The organism is Curtobacterium guangdongense (assembly GCF_049341845.1).
Taxonomy (GTDB): Bacteria; Actinomycetota; Actinomycetes; order Actinomycetales; family Microbacteriaceae; genus Curtobacterium; species Curtobacterium guangdongense.
In genome coordinates, this window is sequence record NZ_JBMPIT010000006.1 from 14,570 (window position 1) to 29,797 (window position 15,228).

Genomic DNA, 15,228 nt, shown 5'->3' on the forward strand with positions numbered 1-15,228 from the left:
AGTGGGTCAGCCGGCGAGCAGCTGCTGCAGGTAGACGCCGTAGCCGCTCTTCGCGAGCGGCGCGGCGAGCGCCGCGAGGGCGGCGTCGTCGATCCAGCCGTTCCGCCAGGCGATCTCCTCGATGCAGCCGATCTTGTGGCCCTGGCGGTCCTCGATGACCTTGACGTACTCGGACGCCTGCATCATCGACTCGAACGTGCCGGTGTCGAGCCACGCGGTGCCGCGGTCGAGCACCTCGACGCCGAGCGTGCCGGCGTCCAGGTAGCGCTCGTTGACCGTGGAGATCTCGAGCTCGCCGCGGGCGCTCGGCTCGATGGTCTTGGCGATCTCGACGACCTTGTTGTCGTAGAAGTAGAGGCCGGGCACGGCGTAGTTCGACTTCGGCTCCGCCGGCTTCTCCTCGATGGAGACGGCGGTGAAGTCCTCGTCGAACTCCACGACGCCGTACGCCTTCGGGTCGGCCACGTGGTACGCGAAGATGGTCGCGCCCTGGACCTCGGTGTTCTTCTTCAAGCTGGTGCCGAGGCCCGTGCCGTGGAAGATGTTGTCGCCGAGGACCAGCGCGACGCTGTCGTCGCCGATGAAGTCCTCACCGATGACGAACGCCTGCGCCAGGCCGTCCGGGCTCGGCTGCACGGCGTACTGGATGTCCATGCCGTACGCCGAGCCGTCCCCGAGCAGTGCCCGGAACTGGTCGTTGTACTCCGGGGTCGTGATGACCAGGACCTCGCGGATGCCGGCCATCATGAGCGTCGACAGCGGGTAGTAGACCATCGGCTTGTCGTAGATGGGCATGAGCTGCTTGCTGATGCCCTTGGTGATCGGCCAGAGGCGCGAACCGGATCCCCCGGCCAGGATGATGCCCTTCATGATCGGACTCCCCCCAGGTACGACGCGTCGGTTACTTCGGCCAGGATGATGCCCTTCACTTGCTGCTCCTCAGCGACTCCGTGTACGCGACGCACTCCTTGTAGGTGGGCAGCAGACCGGCCGCTGCCGCTTCCTCGAGCGTCGGGGCGCTGGTGTCCTTCTCGCTCAGCACGGGGTCGCCGATGCCCTCCGGCAGCTCGAGGCCGACCGTCGGGTCGAGGATCGTGATCCCCTTCTCGCGCTCCGGGTCGTAGTGGGCGCTGACGAGGTAGTTCACCGTGGACTGGTCCTCGAGCGCGACGATCGCGTGGCCGAGGCCCTCCGACAGGTAGACGGCCTTGCGGTCGACGTCGTCGATGCGCACCGAGTCCCACTGGCCGAACGTCGGCGAGCCGACCCGGATGTCGACGATGTAGTCGATGAACGCGCCGCGCACGGCGGTGACGTACTTCGCCTGGCTCGGGGCGACGAGCGCGTAGTGGATCCCCCGCGCGACGCCGCGCGACGAGATCGACATGTTCACCTGCCGGAGGTCGAGGGGGTGTCCGACCGTCGCTTCGAGCACGTCGGCGCGGTATGCCTCGAGGAAGGCTCCTCGTGCGTCGCCGTGCTGGACGGGGGTGAACTCCCACGCGCCTTGGATCTTCAGTTCGCGGATCTGCACCGTGGAATCCTAGCAAGAGCCCTCGCCGGACGGCCCCCGATCAGCCCCAGTACGGCAGGAACGAGTTGTACCAGTGCAGGTCGACCGTCGCGATGCCGGCTCCGATCGCCACCGCGCAGGCGATGAACACGAACGGTCGTACCCCGCGCGTCGACACGAGCCGCCCGCCGAGGAACAGCAGCACCACCGCGGGGAGCACCGGCAGGAAGTACCGCCCCTGGAGCCCTTCGAGGACGAGCCCCTTCGTCGGCGTGTAGTAGATGTACAGCGCGAGGCAGACCGCACCGATCACCGCGGCCGCTCCGGCGGCGACCACCACGCGCCACACGACACCGCCACGGAGTGCACGGACGGCGGCGCGCTCGTGCGGTTCGACGGTGAGGATCGCGAGCACCACGACGACCACGAGCAGGATCACGAAGACCATCGGCAACGGGGACCGCAGCCAGGAGAACGATCCGAACACCCCGCGCCAGATCTCGCCCTTCTGGTCGGTGAGCCCGGTGGGACCGTCGAACACGAGCGACTTCACCGTCGCCTTGACGAACGCGAACGGGGCGCCGATGACGTAGGCGCGCTGCTCGGCCGGATCGTTGAGCGGGTTGACGCCCGTGGAGATCCAGCTCGTCGCGCGGAGCCACCCGAGCAACGCGACCATCGCGCTGACCGCGACGGCGGCGGTGCTGGCGATCGCACGCCACGATCGCGCAGCCGGGTTGCGGAACGGGATGGCGAGCACGATCACGGCGAGGGGCGCGTACGTCGGTTTCACGAGCGCGATCCCGACGAACAACACGCCGAGCAGGAGCCATCGCCACCAGCCGAGCGGGCCGTCCCGGAGCGACCACCGGAGGACGACCGCGGTCGCGAGGACGCAGAGCCCCAACGTCACGCCGTCGGCACTGAAGGACGCCGCTTGGGACACCACCGAGGGGAACATGCCGATCGCGAAGAACGCCAACCTGCCGACGGGTGTCAACCGTGCGGCAGCGAGGAGGAGCCCGGCCACCGCGAGCAACCCGAGTGCCCGACCGAGCTCCAGGGTGACGAGCACGGGGAGGTCGAGCGCCTCCCCCACCCAGATCGCGACGACCTGCGGCACGTACGCGACCGGGGCGTACTGCGCCGTGTTCGTGAACGTCACCCAGCCGGTGTCGTCCGCGGAGGCGTGCAGCGACGCGAGCTTCGACCAGTCCAGGTCGCGGAAGGTCGTGGGGTCCTCGAAGCCGCGCTGGTAGTGCGACTCCGCGAACAGGGCGGGCCACGCCGTCGGGACGACTCCGCCGACCTCGCCGTCACGGACGTGCGGCTGGTTCTCGGACTCCACCGACACGAATCCGCCGTGTGCGACCTGCCACGCGCGGAACACGTGCGTCGGCTCGTCGGGGTTCAGCCCGGGTGGGGTGATCGCGATGAAGGCGGCACCGCCGAGCAGGAACACGAGCAGGAAGGCGATGAACTGCCACGAGGACCGGAGCCAGCTCGTCGACCGCCTCGACGGCGTCGCCGCGGTCGTCGCGGTCGTGGTCGTGGTCGTCGCGGTTGCTGCCACTGCGCTGTCCGTCACTCGTCGTCCCCCTGCGGTCCTGATCCGTCGCGGGCTCCGCGCGGATGCCCCGCAGCATCGTACGGGACGACGGGCGGGGCCGCTGGTCGTCGGATTCCGATCAGAGTCCGAGTGCGCGTTCCCACGCATCGTCGACGCCGATGAGCCGCTCCCCGCGGACGTACGCGTCGGTCCGGCCGGCCGGAGTGGTGCCGACGGCGGCGACCACGGCCTCCCTCCAGGCGTCGGTGTCGTTCGGCACGACCGCCGCCCGATCGACGTGCGGACGGTACGGGCCGACGTCCGAGAGCACGACCGGCAGCCCGAGGAGCGTGTACTCGACGAACTTCAGGTCGCTCTTGGCGTGGTTGAAGGGCTCGTCGACGAGCGGCGCGACGGCTGCGTCCCAGCGCCAGGCGTTCCGGCGGAGCCAGCGGACGAAGGACGGGTAGTGCCCGGCGTCCTCGGGGACGGACAGGTGGTCGTACCAGTCCTCGACGTCCTCGGTGACCCCGACCACCTCGAGGCGGATCGGGCGCCCGTCCGCGGCGACGAGGCCGTCGAAGACCGGCTCGAGCAGGGCGAGGTCGGCGCCGTGGGTGCGCGAGCCGGCGTAGACGACGCGGTGCGGTGCATCCGGGTCCGACAGTGGTCCCGCTTGGTCCGCGGGTTCCACGGTCGGGCCCGTCCACAGGCGGGGGTCGACCTGGTTCTCGACGACGACCGGGTGCCCGTCGACGGCACGGACGGCCTCGGCGAGCGCGGGCGTGCTGACGATCGTGCTGTCCGCCGACCGCACCACCGTGTTCACCGAGTGGAGACGACCCGGGTCGTACTCGGCGCGACCGAGTCGCTCACGGGCACCGTCGGTGAAGAAGTCGTCGTCGACCTCGGCGACGAGCCGGGTGCCGGTCGCCCGGATCCGCCCGAGGAACGCGTCGAGGTCGGCAGCCGGCACGGCGTCCCGCTGCACGAGCACGACCGCGTACGTCGCGGGGTCCTCCCCTGCGCCGAACGCGCGTGGGTCGACCTGCGCGACGTCGGCACGCCCCGAGAGCGCGAGCATCTCGATCCGCTGCACGACACGGACGTGGGCGGAGGGAGCGTGCAGGCCGCCGTGCCCGTGCACGACGTAGCCGACGAGGGGCTTGGGGGTGGGGATCGGCTGTCGGGCCGCCGGGCGGAGCCGTTTGACCACCCGACGGAGGAACGAGGAACTGGTGTCGGCGGGCACACTGCAGTATTGCAGCCGGGGTCGCGAGCATCGCTCGCTGGTCGCGCCCGTAGGATGGTCAGGTTCGCCGCCAGCCCCGAGCCCGACAGGACCCGTCACGTCGTGAAGTTGTTCGTGCAGATCCCCTGCCTCAACGAGGAGCAGACCCTCCCCGCGGTCCTCGAGTCGATCCCGACGTCGATCCCGGGCATCGACGAGATCGAGGTCCTCGTCATCGACGACGGTTCGACGGACCGCACCGTCGAGGTCGCGAAGGCGCACGGGGTGAAGCACTTCGTCCGTCACACGACGAACATGGGCCTCGCCCGGTCCTTCCGCGACGGGGTGGACTACGCACTGCTGCACGGCGCGGACATCGTCGTGAACACCGACGGTGACAACCAGTACCCGCAGGCGCACATCACCGAGCTCGTCCAGCCGATCCTCCGCAAGGAGGCCGAGATCGTGATCGGCGACCGCCAGACGCGCACGATCGAGCACTTCTCCGGGTTCAAGAAGCTCATGCAGCGCTTCGGTTCCTGGGTCGCGAGCCGTGCGGCCGGCCTCGACCTGCCGGACGCGGCCAGCGGCTTCCGCGCGTACTCGAAGTACTCGCTCATCCGGCTGAACATCGTGACGCGCTTCAGTTACTGCATGGAGACGATCGTGCAGGCCGGGTACAAGCGCCTGGCGATCGCGAGCATCCCGATCACGACGAACGCGAAGACGCGCGAGTCCCGCCTGTTCAAGAACATCTGGCAGCACATGTTCCAGTCCGGTTCCGCGATCGCCCGCGTCTACCTGATGTACCGGCCGATGGCGCTGTTCCTCTGGGTGGCGCTCGTCCTCGGCGGACTCGGCCTCTGGCCGCTCATCCGGTACCTGGTGCTGCTCGCCACGCACACCGGTGGCAACCACCTGCAGTCGATCATCCTCGGCGTTGTCCTGCTCATCACGGCGTTGTTGGCCATCGTGATCGGCGTCGTCGCGGACCTGACACGCCTGAACCGGACCCTGGCCGAGGAGCAGCTGGACCTTCAGAAGCTCGCCAGGTACGGCGACTAGCCGTGACGACCACCGCGGCCACCCCGACGCCGACCGCGCCGACCCGTCGTCTCCGTTCGACGACGCTCCTCTGGGCCGGGGCCGTCGCCGTGCTCGGCGTCGTGATCGGCGCGGCCGGTTCGTGGATCCCGGCGGCGTGGGCCGACGAGGCCGCCACGATGAGCGGGGTCCGGCGATCGATCCCGGCGCTCTGGCACATGGCGCACAACGTCGACGGCGTGCACTCGTTCTACTACCTGCTGCTGCACCTCTGGTTCGAGGTCGTGCCGTACAGCCCGTTCTGGCTGCGGATGCCGAGTGCGCTCGCGACCGGGCTCGCCGCGGGGCTCGTCGTCCTGCTGGTGCACCGGTTGGCAGGGCTCCGCCCCGCCGTCGCCGCCGGCATCGTGTACTGCTTGCTCCCGCGCGTGACGTTCTCGGCCATCGAGGGCCGGTCGAACGCGCTCACCGCGGCGGTCGCCGTCGCCCTCACCCTGCTGCTCGTCATCGCGGTGTCGAAGACCGTCGAACGCCGTGGCGTCGCGTGGGCGTGGTGGGCGGCCTACTCGGGTCTGGCCATCGCGGGCGGGGTGCTCTTCGTGTACCTCTCCCTCATCCTCGTGGCCCATGCGGTGACGCTCGCCCTCTGGCAGGTCCGACGGCTCGTCGGACGTCGCTCCCCGTCGGTGGTCCGACCGGCGCTCTTCTGGCTCGGCTCCGTCGTGCTCGCCGGCGCCGCGCTGCTGCCCTTCATGAAGACCGTCTCGGGGCAGACTGCCCAGCTGTACTGGATGGGCCCGCTCGTGATCGGACCGGGGCTCGTCCGCCGTGTCGTCGTCGACCAGTGGTTCCTGGGGACGGGGCAGTGGGCGTGGGTGCCGTTCGTGCTCATGGGGCTCGGCATCATCGCGACCCTCGCGATGCCGCGACTCCGCTCGCGGATCCCCGCGATCGAGGTCGCCGTCCCGGTCGTCGTCCTGCCGACGCTGATCGTCGTCGCCGTCTCGGTGCTGGTCCGTCCGTTCTACGACCCGCGCTACTTCACCTTCTGCACGCCGTTCGTCGCGATCCTGCTCGGCCTCGCGCTGACGGCGGTCCCGTGGCGCACCGTCACGGCCGTCGCCCTCGTCGCGATCGCCGCCTTCGTCTCGCCGATCTACCTCGCACAACGCACCCCGACGGCGAAGGACGACTCGACGTGGAACGTCGCAGCCGCCCTCATCACCGCCGAACGGGCGAAGGAACCGGCGGGCACCGTCGACGCCGTCTACTACGGCCCGCTGCCGAGCCACACGAACCGCACCACCGAGTTCGTCGCGTCGTCCTACCCCGAGGCGTTCGCCGGGATGCGCGACCTGACGCTCCGGCGTGACGCGATCTCGATCGGACAACTCTGGGCCGAGCGGTACACCACGGCAGATCCCCTGCCGAGCACCGAGGGCGTCGATCGCGTGTGGTTCGTCGGCGAGCCGACACCCGACCAGCCGCGGATCCCGGAGGAGCAGCTCGCGGCGCAGGGCTGGCACATCGAGAAGCAGTGGTCCGAGAGCGCCTTCAGCATCATCGTCTTCGCGAAGGACTGACCGGTCGTCCGGGCGGCGGTCGGTTCCGACGCCGCTAGACTGCTCGCCGACCGTCGTCGGCGTATCGAGCCGACCTCCATCGGCCACGAAAAGGAAACCAGCGTGAAGATCCTCGTCACCGGAGGGGCCGGCTTCATCGGCTCGAACTTCGTCCGCAGAACCCTCGAGGACGCCTACCCCGGCCTCGAAGGCGCCGAGGTCGTCGTCTACGACGCCCTGACCTACTCAGGCAACCTCGCGAACCTCGCCCCGGTCTCGGACTCCCCGCGCTACTCGTTCGTCCAGGGCGACATCCGCGACGCGGCCAAGCTCGACGAGGTCGTCCCGACCGTCGACGCGATCGTGCACTTCGCCGCCGAGTCGCACGTCGACCGGTCCGTCCGTGACTCCGGCATCTTCGTCGAGACCAACGTCGTCGGCACCCAGCGGCTGCTCGACGCGGCGCTCCGCCACGGCACCGAGCGCTTCGTGCACGTCTCCACGGACGAGGTCTACGGCTCGATCAGCGAGGGCTCGTGGGCCGAGGACCGTCCGCTCGAGCCGAACTCCCCGTACTCGGCGTCGAAGGCCGGCAGCGACCTGCTCGCCCGCAGCTACCACCGCACGCACGGACTGAACCTCTCGATCACGCGCTGCTCGAACAACTACGGGCCGTACCACTTCCCCGAGAAGGTCATCCCGCTGTTCGTCACGAACCTCATCGACGACAAGCACGTCCCGCTGTACGGCGAGGGCAACAACATCCGCGACTGGCTGCACGTCGACGACCACACCCGCGGCATCGCCATGGTGCTCACCCGCGGCCGCGCAGGCGAGATCTACAACATCGGCGGCGGCACGGAGCTCACGAACAAGGAGCTCACCGAGATGCTGCTCGAGGCCACCGGCAAGGACTGGTCGTACGTCGACCGGGTCGCCGACCGCCTCGGCCACGACCTGCGGTACTCGGTCGACATCTCGAAGATCCAGGCCGAACTCGGCTACGAGCCGCAGGTGCCGTTCGCGCAGGGCCTGGCGGACGTCGTGCAGTGGTACCGCGACAACCGCTCGTGGTGGGAGCCCCTCAAGGAGCGTGCGGCGCTCGCATGACCCGCTACCTGATCGCCGGAGCGGCCGGCATGCTCGGCCAGGACCTCCAGCAGGCGCTCGCCGGTCGTGACGTCACCGCGCTGTCCCGCGCCGACCTCGACATCACCGACGAGGTCGCCGTCGCCGCGGCCGTGGCCGGGCACGACGTCGTGATCAACGCCGCGGCGTACACGAAGGTCGACGACGCCGAGTCCCACGAGGACGACGCCCACGCGGTCAACGCCCGCGGACCGGAGGTCCTCGCGACCGCCACCGTCGCCGCCGGTGCGAAGCTCGTGCACGTGTCGACGGACTACGTGTTCGACGGCAACGGCACCGCGCCGTACGCCGAGGACGAGCCGACGGACCCGATCGGCGCCTACGGCCGCACGAAGGCAGCAGGCGAAGCCGCGGTGCGGTCGATCGCGCCGGACTCGTCGTACGTCGTCCGTGCTGCGTGGCTCTACGGTGCGGGTGGACCGAACTTCGCGAAGACGATGATCCGCCTCGCCGGCTCGCACGAGACCGTCAGCGTCGTCGTCGACCAGGTCGGGCAGCCGACGTGGACGGGCGACCTGGCGCGGCAGATCGTCGCCATGCTCGACGCCGACGCCCCCGCCGGGATCTACCACGGCACGAACGCCGGGCAGGGCTCGTGGTTCGACTTCACGAAGGCGATCTTCACCGAGGTGGGCCTCGACCCGGAGCGCGTCCTGCCGACCGACAGCTCGGCGTTCGTCCGCCCGGCGCCGCGTCCCGCGTACAGCGTGCTCGGGCACGACGCCTGGCAGCGGGCCGGCATCCCGCCGATGCGCGACTGGCGCGAAGCCCTGCACGCCGCGGCGGAAGCCGGCGTGCTCGCCTGAGCGACGCCCGGACGACGAACACCGCTCGATGCGCGGTCCCGATCGGGGCCGCGCATCGGCGCGTCAGGGGTCGAGTCGGACGATGTCGACGCGGCACGCCGACGCCGGGACTCCGGCGGCGTCCGATGCGCACGGGATGAGCGCCACGAACGACCCGACCCTCGTCCCCGCTTCGTTGTAGTCGCGCTGCGGGTGGTCCGCTTCGTCGAACTGCAGGAAGTACTGCACCCCGACCTGTCGGAACAGCTCGCGTTGCTCCGACGAGGCGACCTCGTACCCCTGTCCAGACCGACCGTACGCGTGCGCGTCCACCATCAAGGCGAGGCTCGAGGTGACCCGGTAGTTCGTGCCGATGATCCGCGCATCGGACGGCAGGTCGCCGCTCGCCACGATGTCCTCGGCGAGCTGGCGGAGCGGTGGCTCGCCCGGTCCCTGGAGCAGGGGCAGCGACGGCAGGGTCGTGGTCGAGGCGACGAACGGGGCCTGGACGCCGTACACGTTCTGCGCGACCGAGGCGACCGGGATGACGAGGACCGCGAGCGCCACCACCGCCCGGCTGACGACGCCTCGACGTCGGGCGGCACGCCACACCGACGGCAGCATCACACTCGCGAGCAGGACGCTCACCGGGAAGAGCGGCCAGTAGTACCGGATGTTGCCGCCGGAGCTCGACGCCGACGTGATCGCCGCGTACCCGAGCAGGTACACGAGCCCGACGATCGCCGTGGTGCAGGCGAACGGCGACCGACGGAACCGGACGGCACCGACGACGACCGCTCCCGCGAACAGCAGCCCGATCGGCAGCGTCGCCGGGCCGTATTCGGCGATCCTGTGCAGGTAGTACGGCAGCGCGAGGAGTCGCTGTCCGACGTAGTACCGCGCCTTGCCGACGAGCGACGAGTCGGACGGCGTGGTGGCCGCCTGCGCATCCGGGCTCGATCCGTCGTCCGGCCGAGGGGTGTCCGTCGGTCGATCGTACGGCCCACGCCCGTAGACGGCCGGGGTGAAGTCCTCGTTCGGCGTCACGGCCGACGGGTTCGGGGGCACCGGCAGGAACGGCCAGCCCTGGTCGTTCGTGGCGGAGCTGAACTTGTTGCCGAAGTTCACCCCGAACGACGAGCCGAGCATCGGGCCGTCGTACTTCGCGCTGAGCGCACCGATCCACGGAGCCGCGACGACCGCGAAGGCGACCGTCACCGCCACGGGTGTCAGCCACGGGCGCAGCGTCCCCGTCCCGTTCCGACGCGCCGACCACCAGCGCACGAGCAGCCAGGCCACCACCGAGACGACCGCGACGGGCAGCAGGTAGAGCTTCACGAAGTACCCGAGCGCGACGACGACCCCGAGGACGGCAGCGGCGACGACGTGCCGCCGTGTCGAGCCGCCGGCCGTGCGATCGGCCCATCGGAGCGCCCACAGGAACCCGACGACCCACGCGACGACGAGCAGGTCCGGCGTCCGCGGCGGCGCGGCTGCCATGACGGCCGGCGTCACCGCGACCATGTACACGAGCGCGGGCACGATCCGCCGCGTCTCGCTCCACGCCAGCCATCCGCCGACCCCGACGACGACCGCCGCGGCGAAGCAGCTCACGACGCCGAAGGCATCCGTGAACCCGACACCACCGGCGATGAGCGGCGCCATCATCCACGAGACCATCGGCGACCAGTACGCGTTCACGGCGTCGGCGACGTCGCCCTCGGCGTACTGCCTCGCGATCGACAGGTACGAGATCCCGTCGCCGGCCACCACCTGCAACCGCTGCTGCGCGACCACCAGGGCGACGAGCGCGACCGCCACGACGAGCACGGCGCCGAGCACGACTGCGCCGCGAACGACGGCCAGGGGCCGCTGCACGGCGGATGGCCGGGTGGCCGGGAGGGTTCTGGTCACCTGACCATCGTCCCATCCCGCCGGGCGGTGCGATTCCGTTCAGGATCCTGTCGACACGTCGAGGACGGTTCCCGGGAACTCCGGGCGTCCTCTGTCACGATCACTCCGTGCCAGTCCGTCTGCCCGCGCTCCGACCGATCGCGTTCGCCCTCGTGCTCGTCGCGTCCTCGTTCATGCTGTTCTGGCGACTCGGTGCGCAGACGATCATGAACGACGAGCAGGTCTACGTCACCGTCGGTTGGGCATACGTGCACGGCGACTTCGGCGGCAACCTCGAACACCCGCCGCTCGCGAAGTTCCTGTTCGGCGCGGCGCAGCTCGTGCTCGGGCAGGGCGTCCTCGGTCCGCGGATCGTCACCGCGCTCGCGGTCCTCGGCACCGGGTTCCTGCTGTTCTGGTTGCTCCGCCGCACCGTCGGGTTCTGGCCGGCGCTCCTCGCCGCCGCGCTGTGGTGGCTCACGCCCCGCGCGATCGGAGCCGCCTGGGCGGACCTCGGCTCCGGGATCGGGGCGCGGATCGACCGGTTCGCGCTGCTCGAACCGGTCATGGTCGTGTTCGCGGTCGCTGCGCTGGCCTGCGCCTGGGCGTGGACGCGGGACTGGCGCTGGTGGTGGCCGCTGCTCAGCGGCTTCTGCCTCGGACTGTCGGTCACGAGCAAGGTGACCACCGCGGTGCTCGTCGTCGCCCTCCTGACGGTCCCCGTCGTCTTCGGTCGGTGGCGCGCACTCCTGATCGGTGCGCCGATCGCCGCGGTCACGTGTGCGGCGACGGCCGTCCTCGTCTACCTGCCGCTCGGTCTCGTCCGGCCGATCGAGACCATGATCGCCTTCCAGAGCGCGCACAACGGCGGCGGCCACCGGACGACCATCAACGGCGTCGTCTACCAGCACCCACCGTGGTGGGCCGACCTCGCCTTCATGGTCAACGGCATCGGCTGGGTCATGGTCGTCGTCCTCGGCACCGGTGTCGTCGCGGCGCTGGTGATCCGCCCCGACCGCCTCGTCGCCGTGCTCGGCGTCGCGACCGCGTCGCTCGTGCTCTTCTCGACGGTCGTCGCGCACGTGTCGCTGCCGCACTACTACGACGTGTGGATGCCGTTCGTCATCGCCCTCGCCGCCGTCGGCCACGGTCGGCTCGCCCGGGTCGCGGATCCGCGTCGGCGGGTGCGGCGCTCCGGTCCCGCCAGGGTGTGGCCCGGAGCGATGCGCGTGATCGCGACGCTCCTGGTGGGTGCTGCGGTGGTCCCGGCTGCGACGCTCGCCGGGACGGTCGCAGCTGCGCGTCCCGCCGGTGTCGCGCTGCTCGGTGACGAACTGCACGAGCACGGCTTCCCGGTGGCGAACCGGGTGCTGTTCGTCCGGTACGGCTCCACGTGGGGCGTCTACTTCCGCGGACACGGGTCGGCGAAGCCGGGCGACGGCACCTTCGGTGCGCTCGCGATCGGGCCGGACATCCGGTACCCGGTGACGCCCGAGGTCCGGGACTTCATCGCCGCCAACCGCCCGCGACTCGTGCACTTCCGAGTCGACTACCTCGACGTCTGGATGCTCCGGGACGGTGCCCGCTTCGTCGAGCAGGACGGACGGTTCGTCGTCGAGCCCTGACGACGCCCCGCCGAGCCCTGACGACGCCCCGCCGAGCGTGGGCACCGCCCACGGCCCGCGCCCTGCTCCACCTGCTACGCTCTGGCAGCCCGCCGTCACCCACCGCTGAGGAGCCCCGTGACCACACTCCGAGTGATCGTCGACCAGGTGGTGGCACCGGTCCCGGGCGGCATCGGACGGTACGCGGAAGAACTGACGCGTCAGCTCATCGCGACCGCTCCCTCCGGCTGCGACGTCGAGGCCGTCCTCTCCGCAGTGGGGCCGACGGAGCTCGAACGCGTCCGCACCCTGCTGCCGGGACTCGGGCGCATCGACCGGCTGGCGCTCCCCCGTCGCGAGCTCGCCGTCGCCTGGCAGGGCGGGATGGCGCGGGGCGCGTCGCAGGGCATGGTGCACGCGCCGAGCGTGCTCGCGCCGTTGGTCAAGCACAACCGGTTCCAGGAACCCGGTCGGCAGACCGTCGTCACCGTGCACGACACCGTGCCGTGGACACACCCGGAGACCCTCACGCCGCGCGGTGTCCACTTCCACAAGGCGATGGTCAAGCGGGCATGGAAGCACGCCGACGCCGTCGTGGTGCCGACGCACGCGGTGGCCGGAGCGCTCAACGACATCCATCGGTTCGACGACCGGCTCCGCGTCATCGGCGGCGCCCCGTCCGGCCGACTCCGCGTGCCCGTGGACGCCGACCTCCGTGCGGAGCGGCTCGGGCTCCCCGATCGGTACGTCCTCGCCGTGGGCACGCTCGAACCCCGCAAGGGGCTTCGGCACCTGATCGAGGCCATGGCGCACCCGGATGCCCCGAAGGACGTCCCGCTCGTCATCAGCGGCCCGGACGGGTGGGGCGACGTCGACGTCGTCGGCATCGCCGAACAGGCCGGTCTGCCGCAGGACCGTGTGAAGGTCCTCGGCCGTGTCGACGACGCCGACCTCGCCGTGGTCTACGACCGGGCGACGGTGTTCGTCTTCCCGAGCCTCGCCGAGGGCTTCGGGCTCCCGGTGATCGAGGCGATGAGCCTCGGCACCCCGGTCATCCACTCCGACGACCCGGCGGTGAGCGAGGTGGCGTCGGACGCCGGCGTCACCGTGCCGCTCGAGCCGCGGGACGCCTACCCCGAACGCCTCGCGCAGGCGGTGTTCCAGGTCGTCAACGACCCGCTGCTCGCCGGGCAGCTCGCGGTGGCGGGGCCGGACCGCGCACGGATGTTCGACTGGCGCGACTCGGCTGCCGAGACCTGGCAGCTGCACGCCGACCTCTGACCGCGACCGACCACCGCGGCCGACCACCGCGGCCGACCACCGCGACCGGCGACGGAGCCGACACCGTCGGCTAGGCTGCCCCGGAACACGGTCGGAGCACGCCCGCGCTCCGGCCTTCTCGGACAGGGGAGCAACCGGATGCGTGCAGCAGCGCGACGAACCACCTATGCAGCGGCGGTGATCACGGCGGGACTGCTCGTGACGCTCGCAGTCGACGGCCCGGCAGACGCCGTCACCGGCGGGACACCGCCGACCGACACGTCGGCCGCGAGCACACAGCCCGCGGCCGGCACCGACGATCCACCCATCGAGACCCAGGACGCCACCGGCAACCACACCATGGGGTCGAGCATCCAGGCCCACGCCGAGGCCGCCGGATCCGCCGCCGGCACGAAGATGCTCGCGGCGCCGCAGGCCAGGGCCGCCGCCTCGGGACCGCCGCCCGGCAAGCTGCAGGGCATGGACGTCAGCGCCTGGCAGCCGGACGCCGACTTCAGGACCGCGTACGCGCAGGGCGCCCGCTTCGCCTACATCAAGGCATCAGAGGGGGTGACGTACACGAGCCGCACGTACCAGAAGCAGTACTTCGACGCCGCACAGGCCGGCATGGTCCGCGGCGGGTACGCCTACGCGCAGCCGAGCCAGGCGAGTGGTCGGGCGACCGCCGACTACTTCTTCGCCTCGGGCGGCGGGTGGAGCGACGACAACATCACCCTGCCTCCGCTGCTCGACATCGAGTACGGCAGCGCGTCACAGGGGACGTGCTACGGCCTCAGCTGGGGTGCGATGCGGACCTGGATCCACGACTTCTCGGACCGCGTGTACGAACGCATCCACCGCTACCCGGCGATCTACACGACGACGGACTGGTGGAAGCGCTGCACGAACAACAGTCGGCAGTTCTCGAACAACCCGCTGTTCGTCGCGATCTACCCGGTCAACGACTTCACGTCACCCGGTGAGCTCGGTCACAGCTGGACGAAGTGGAAGTTCTGGCAGTGGCGTGCTGCCGGGACGTTCCCCGGTGACCAGGACGTCTACGAGAGCACCATCGGCAACCTGCACCTGTTCGCGCGCAAGCACGAGTAGGACCGGGCGCTACAGCTGCTCGCGGAGCGCCGCCGCCTTCCGCTCGACGACCTGCTCGAGGCCGGCGGCGTACTCCGCGAGCCGCGCGGCGACCTCCGGGTCCGCCGACCCGATGATCCGGGCGGCGAGCAGTCCGGCGTTCGCGGCGCCGTTGATCGCCATCGTCGCGACCGGGATGCCGGCGGGCATCTGCACGATGGACAGCAGCGAGTCGAGGCCGTCGAGCCGCGCGAGCTGGACCGGGACACCGATGACGGGGAGCGTGGTGAGGGACGCGACCATGCCGGGCAGGTGCGCGGCCCCTCCGGCACCGGCGATGACGACCCGGATGCCGCGTCCGGCTGCTGCACGACCGAAGGCGACCATCTTGTCCGGGGTCCGGTGCGCGGAGACGACGTCGGCCTCGAACGGGATGTCGAGTTCGGTGAGGATGTCGGCGGCGGCGCGCATCGTGGGCCAGTCCGAGTCGGACCCCATGATGATCGAGACGAGCGGAGCGGCGGCGGCGGCGGTGGTGTCGGTCACCCG

13 protein-coding genes are annotated in these 15,228 nt (G+C 70.7%); 7 read left to right on the forward strand and 6 right to left on the reverse strand.

Annotated elements, in window-relative coordinates; genetic code table 11:
* Window positions 1-6 precede the first annotated feature (6 nt).
* From rfbA to ACO0E1_RS10335, 4 genes are all read right to left on the reverse strand, one after another.
* Window positions 7-870: a glucose-1-phosphate thymidylyltransferase RfbA gene (rfbA, locus tag ACO0E1_RS10320; RefSeq protein ID WP_422874106.1), complete on the reverse strand. Its 864-nt coding sequence runs from the start codon at window positions 868-870 to the stop codon at window positions 7-9.
* A gap of 55 nt (window positions 871-925) precedes the next feature.
* A complete protein-coding gene (locus ACO0E1_RS10325) occupies window positions 926-1,534 on the reverse strand; it encodes a dTDP-4-dehydrorhamnose 3,5-epimerase family protein (protein ID WP_422874107.1) in 609 nt (202 codons plus the stop codon).
* A 40-nt stretch (window positions 1,535-1,574) separates the two neighbouring features.
* A complete protein-coding gene (locus ACO0E1_RS10330) occupies window positions 1,575-3,101 on the reverse strand; it encodes a DUF2142 domain-containing protein (RefSeq protein ID WP_422874108.1) in 1,527 nt (508 codons plus the stop codon).
* A gap of 100 nt (window positions 3,102-3,201) precedes the next feature.
* Entirely contained in the window at window positions 3,202-4,314 is a 1,113-nt protein-coding gene (locus tag ACO0E1_RS10335; RefSeq protein ID WP_422874109.1) for a glycosyltransferase family protein, read from the reverse strand.
* A gap of 102 nt (window positions 4,315-4,416) precedes the next feature.
* Here ACO0E1_RS10335 and ACO0E1_RS10340 point away from each other — a divergent pair, with 102 nt between their 5' ends.
* The 4 genes from ACO0E1_RS10340 to rfbD all read left to right on the forward strand — a co-directional run bounded on the left by ACO0E1_RS10340 (window position 4,417) and on the right by rfbD (window position 8,854).
* Complete coding sequence (locus tag ACO0E1_RS10340; RefSeq protein ID WP_422874110.1) at window positions 4,417-5,358, forward strand: glycosyltransferase family 2 protein; 942 nt, start codon at window positions 4,417-4,419, stop codon at window positions 5,356-5,358.
* Window positions 5,359-5,360: 2 nt separating this feature from the next.
* Complete coding sequence (locus ACO0E1_RS10345) at window positions 5,361-6,920, forward strand: glycosyltransferase family 39 protein (protein ID WP_422874111.1); 1,560 nt, start codon at window positions 5,361-5,363, stop codon at window positions 6,918-6,920.
* Window positions 6,921-7,022: 102 nt separating this feature from the next.
* Window positions 7,023-8,009 (forward strand): dTDP-glucose 4,6-dehydratase, encoded by a 987-nt coding sequence (rfbB, locus tag ACO0E1_RS10350; RefSeq protein ID WP_422874112.1) that lies wholly within the window; start codon window positions 7,023-7,025, stop codon window positions 8,007-8,009.
* The gene (rfbD, locus tag ACO0E1_RS10355; RefSeq protein WP_422874113.1) at window positions 8,006-8,854 is read left to right on the forward strand and encodes a dTDP-4-dehydrorhamnose reductase; all 849 of its coding nucleotides are present in this window, start codon (window positions 8,006-8,008) and stop codon (window positions 8,852-8,854) included. The genes rfbB and rfbD overlap by 4 nt, the downstream gene beginning before the upstream one ends.
* A 63-nt stretch (window positions 8,855-8,917) precedes the next feature.
* Here rfbD and ACO0E1_RS10360 read toward each other — a convergent pair whose 3' ends face one another.
* Window positions 8,918-10,747 carry a hypothetical protein gene (locus ACO0E1_RS10360; protein WP_422874114.1) on the reverse strand — a complete coding sequence of 610 codons (1,830 nt, stop codon included), beginning with the start codon at window positions 10,745-10,747 and terminating at the stop codon, window positions 8,918-8,920.
* Between the two features lie 107 nt (window positions 10,748-10,854).
* On the opposite strand from ACO0E1_RS10360, the gene ACO0E1_RS10365 reads away from it, so the two are divergent.
* The 3 genes from ACO0E1_RS10365 to ACO0E1_RS10375 all read left to right on the forward strand — a co-directional run bounded on the left by ACO0E1_RS10365 (window position 10,855) and on the right by ACO0E1_RS10375 (window position 14,700).
* Entirely contained in the window at window positions 10,855-12,351 is a 1,497-nt protein-coding gene (locus tag ACO0E1_RS10365) for an ArnT family glycosyltransferase (protein ID WP_422874115.1), read from the forward strand.
* A 117-nt stretch (window positions 12,352-12,468) separates the two neighbouring features.
* On the forward strand, window positions 12,469-13,611 hold the full coding sequence (locus ACO0E1_RS10370; protein WP_422874116.1) for a glycosyltransferase family 4 protein: 1,143 nt from the start codon (window positions 12,469-12,471) through the stop codon (window positions 13,609-13,611).
* A 138-nt stretch (window positions 13,612-13,749) separates the two neighbouring features.
* Complete coding sequence (locus ACO0E1_RS10375) at window positions 13,750-14,700, forward strand: GH25 family lysozyme (RefSeq protein ID WP_422874117.1); 951 nt, start codon at window positions 13,750-13,752, stop codon at window positions 14,698-14,700.
* A gap of 9 nt (window positions 14,701-14,709) precedes the next feature.
* Here ACO0E1_RS10375 and purE read toward each other — a convergent pair whose 3' ends face one another.
* Complete coding sequence (purE, locus tag ACO0E1_RS10380; protein WP_422874118.1) at window positions 14,710-15,225, reverse strand: 5-(carboxyamino)imidazole ribonucleotide mutase; 516 nt, start codon at window positions 15,223-15,225, stop codon at window positions 14,710-14,712.
* Window positions 15,226-15,228 lie beyond the last annotated feature (3 nt).

What these genes read in the sequence shown, in the direction of transcription:
- rfbA (WP_422874106.1), bottom strand. Translation starts at nt 870, where the DNA reads ATGAAGGGCATCATCCTGGCCGGGGGATCCGGTTCGCGCCTCTGGCCG.
- rfbD (WP_422874113.1), top strand. Translation starts at nt 8,006, where the DNA reads ATGACCCGCTACCTGATCGCCGGAGCGGCCGGCATGCTCGGCCAGGAC.
- ACO0E1_RS10375 (WP_422874117.1), top strand. Translation starts at nt 13,750, where the DNA reads ATGCGTGCAGCAGCGCGACGAACCACCTATGCAGCGGCGGTGATCACG.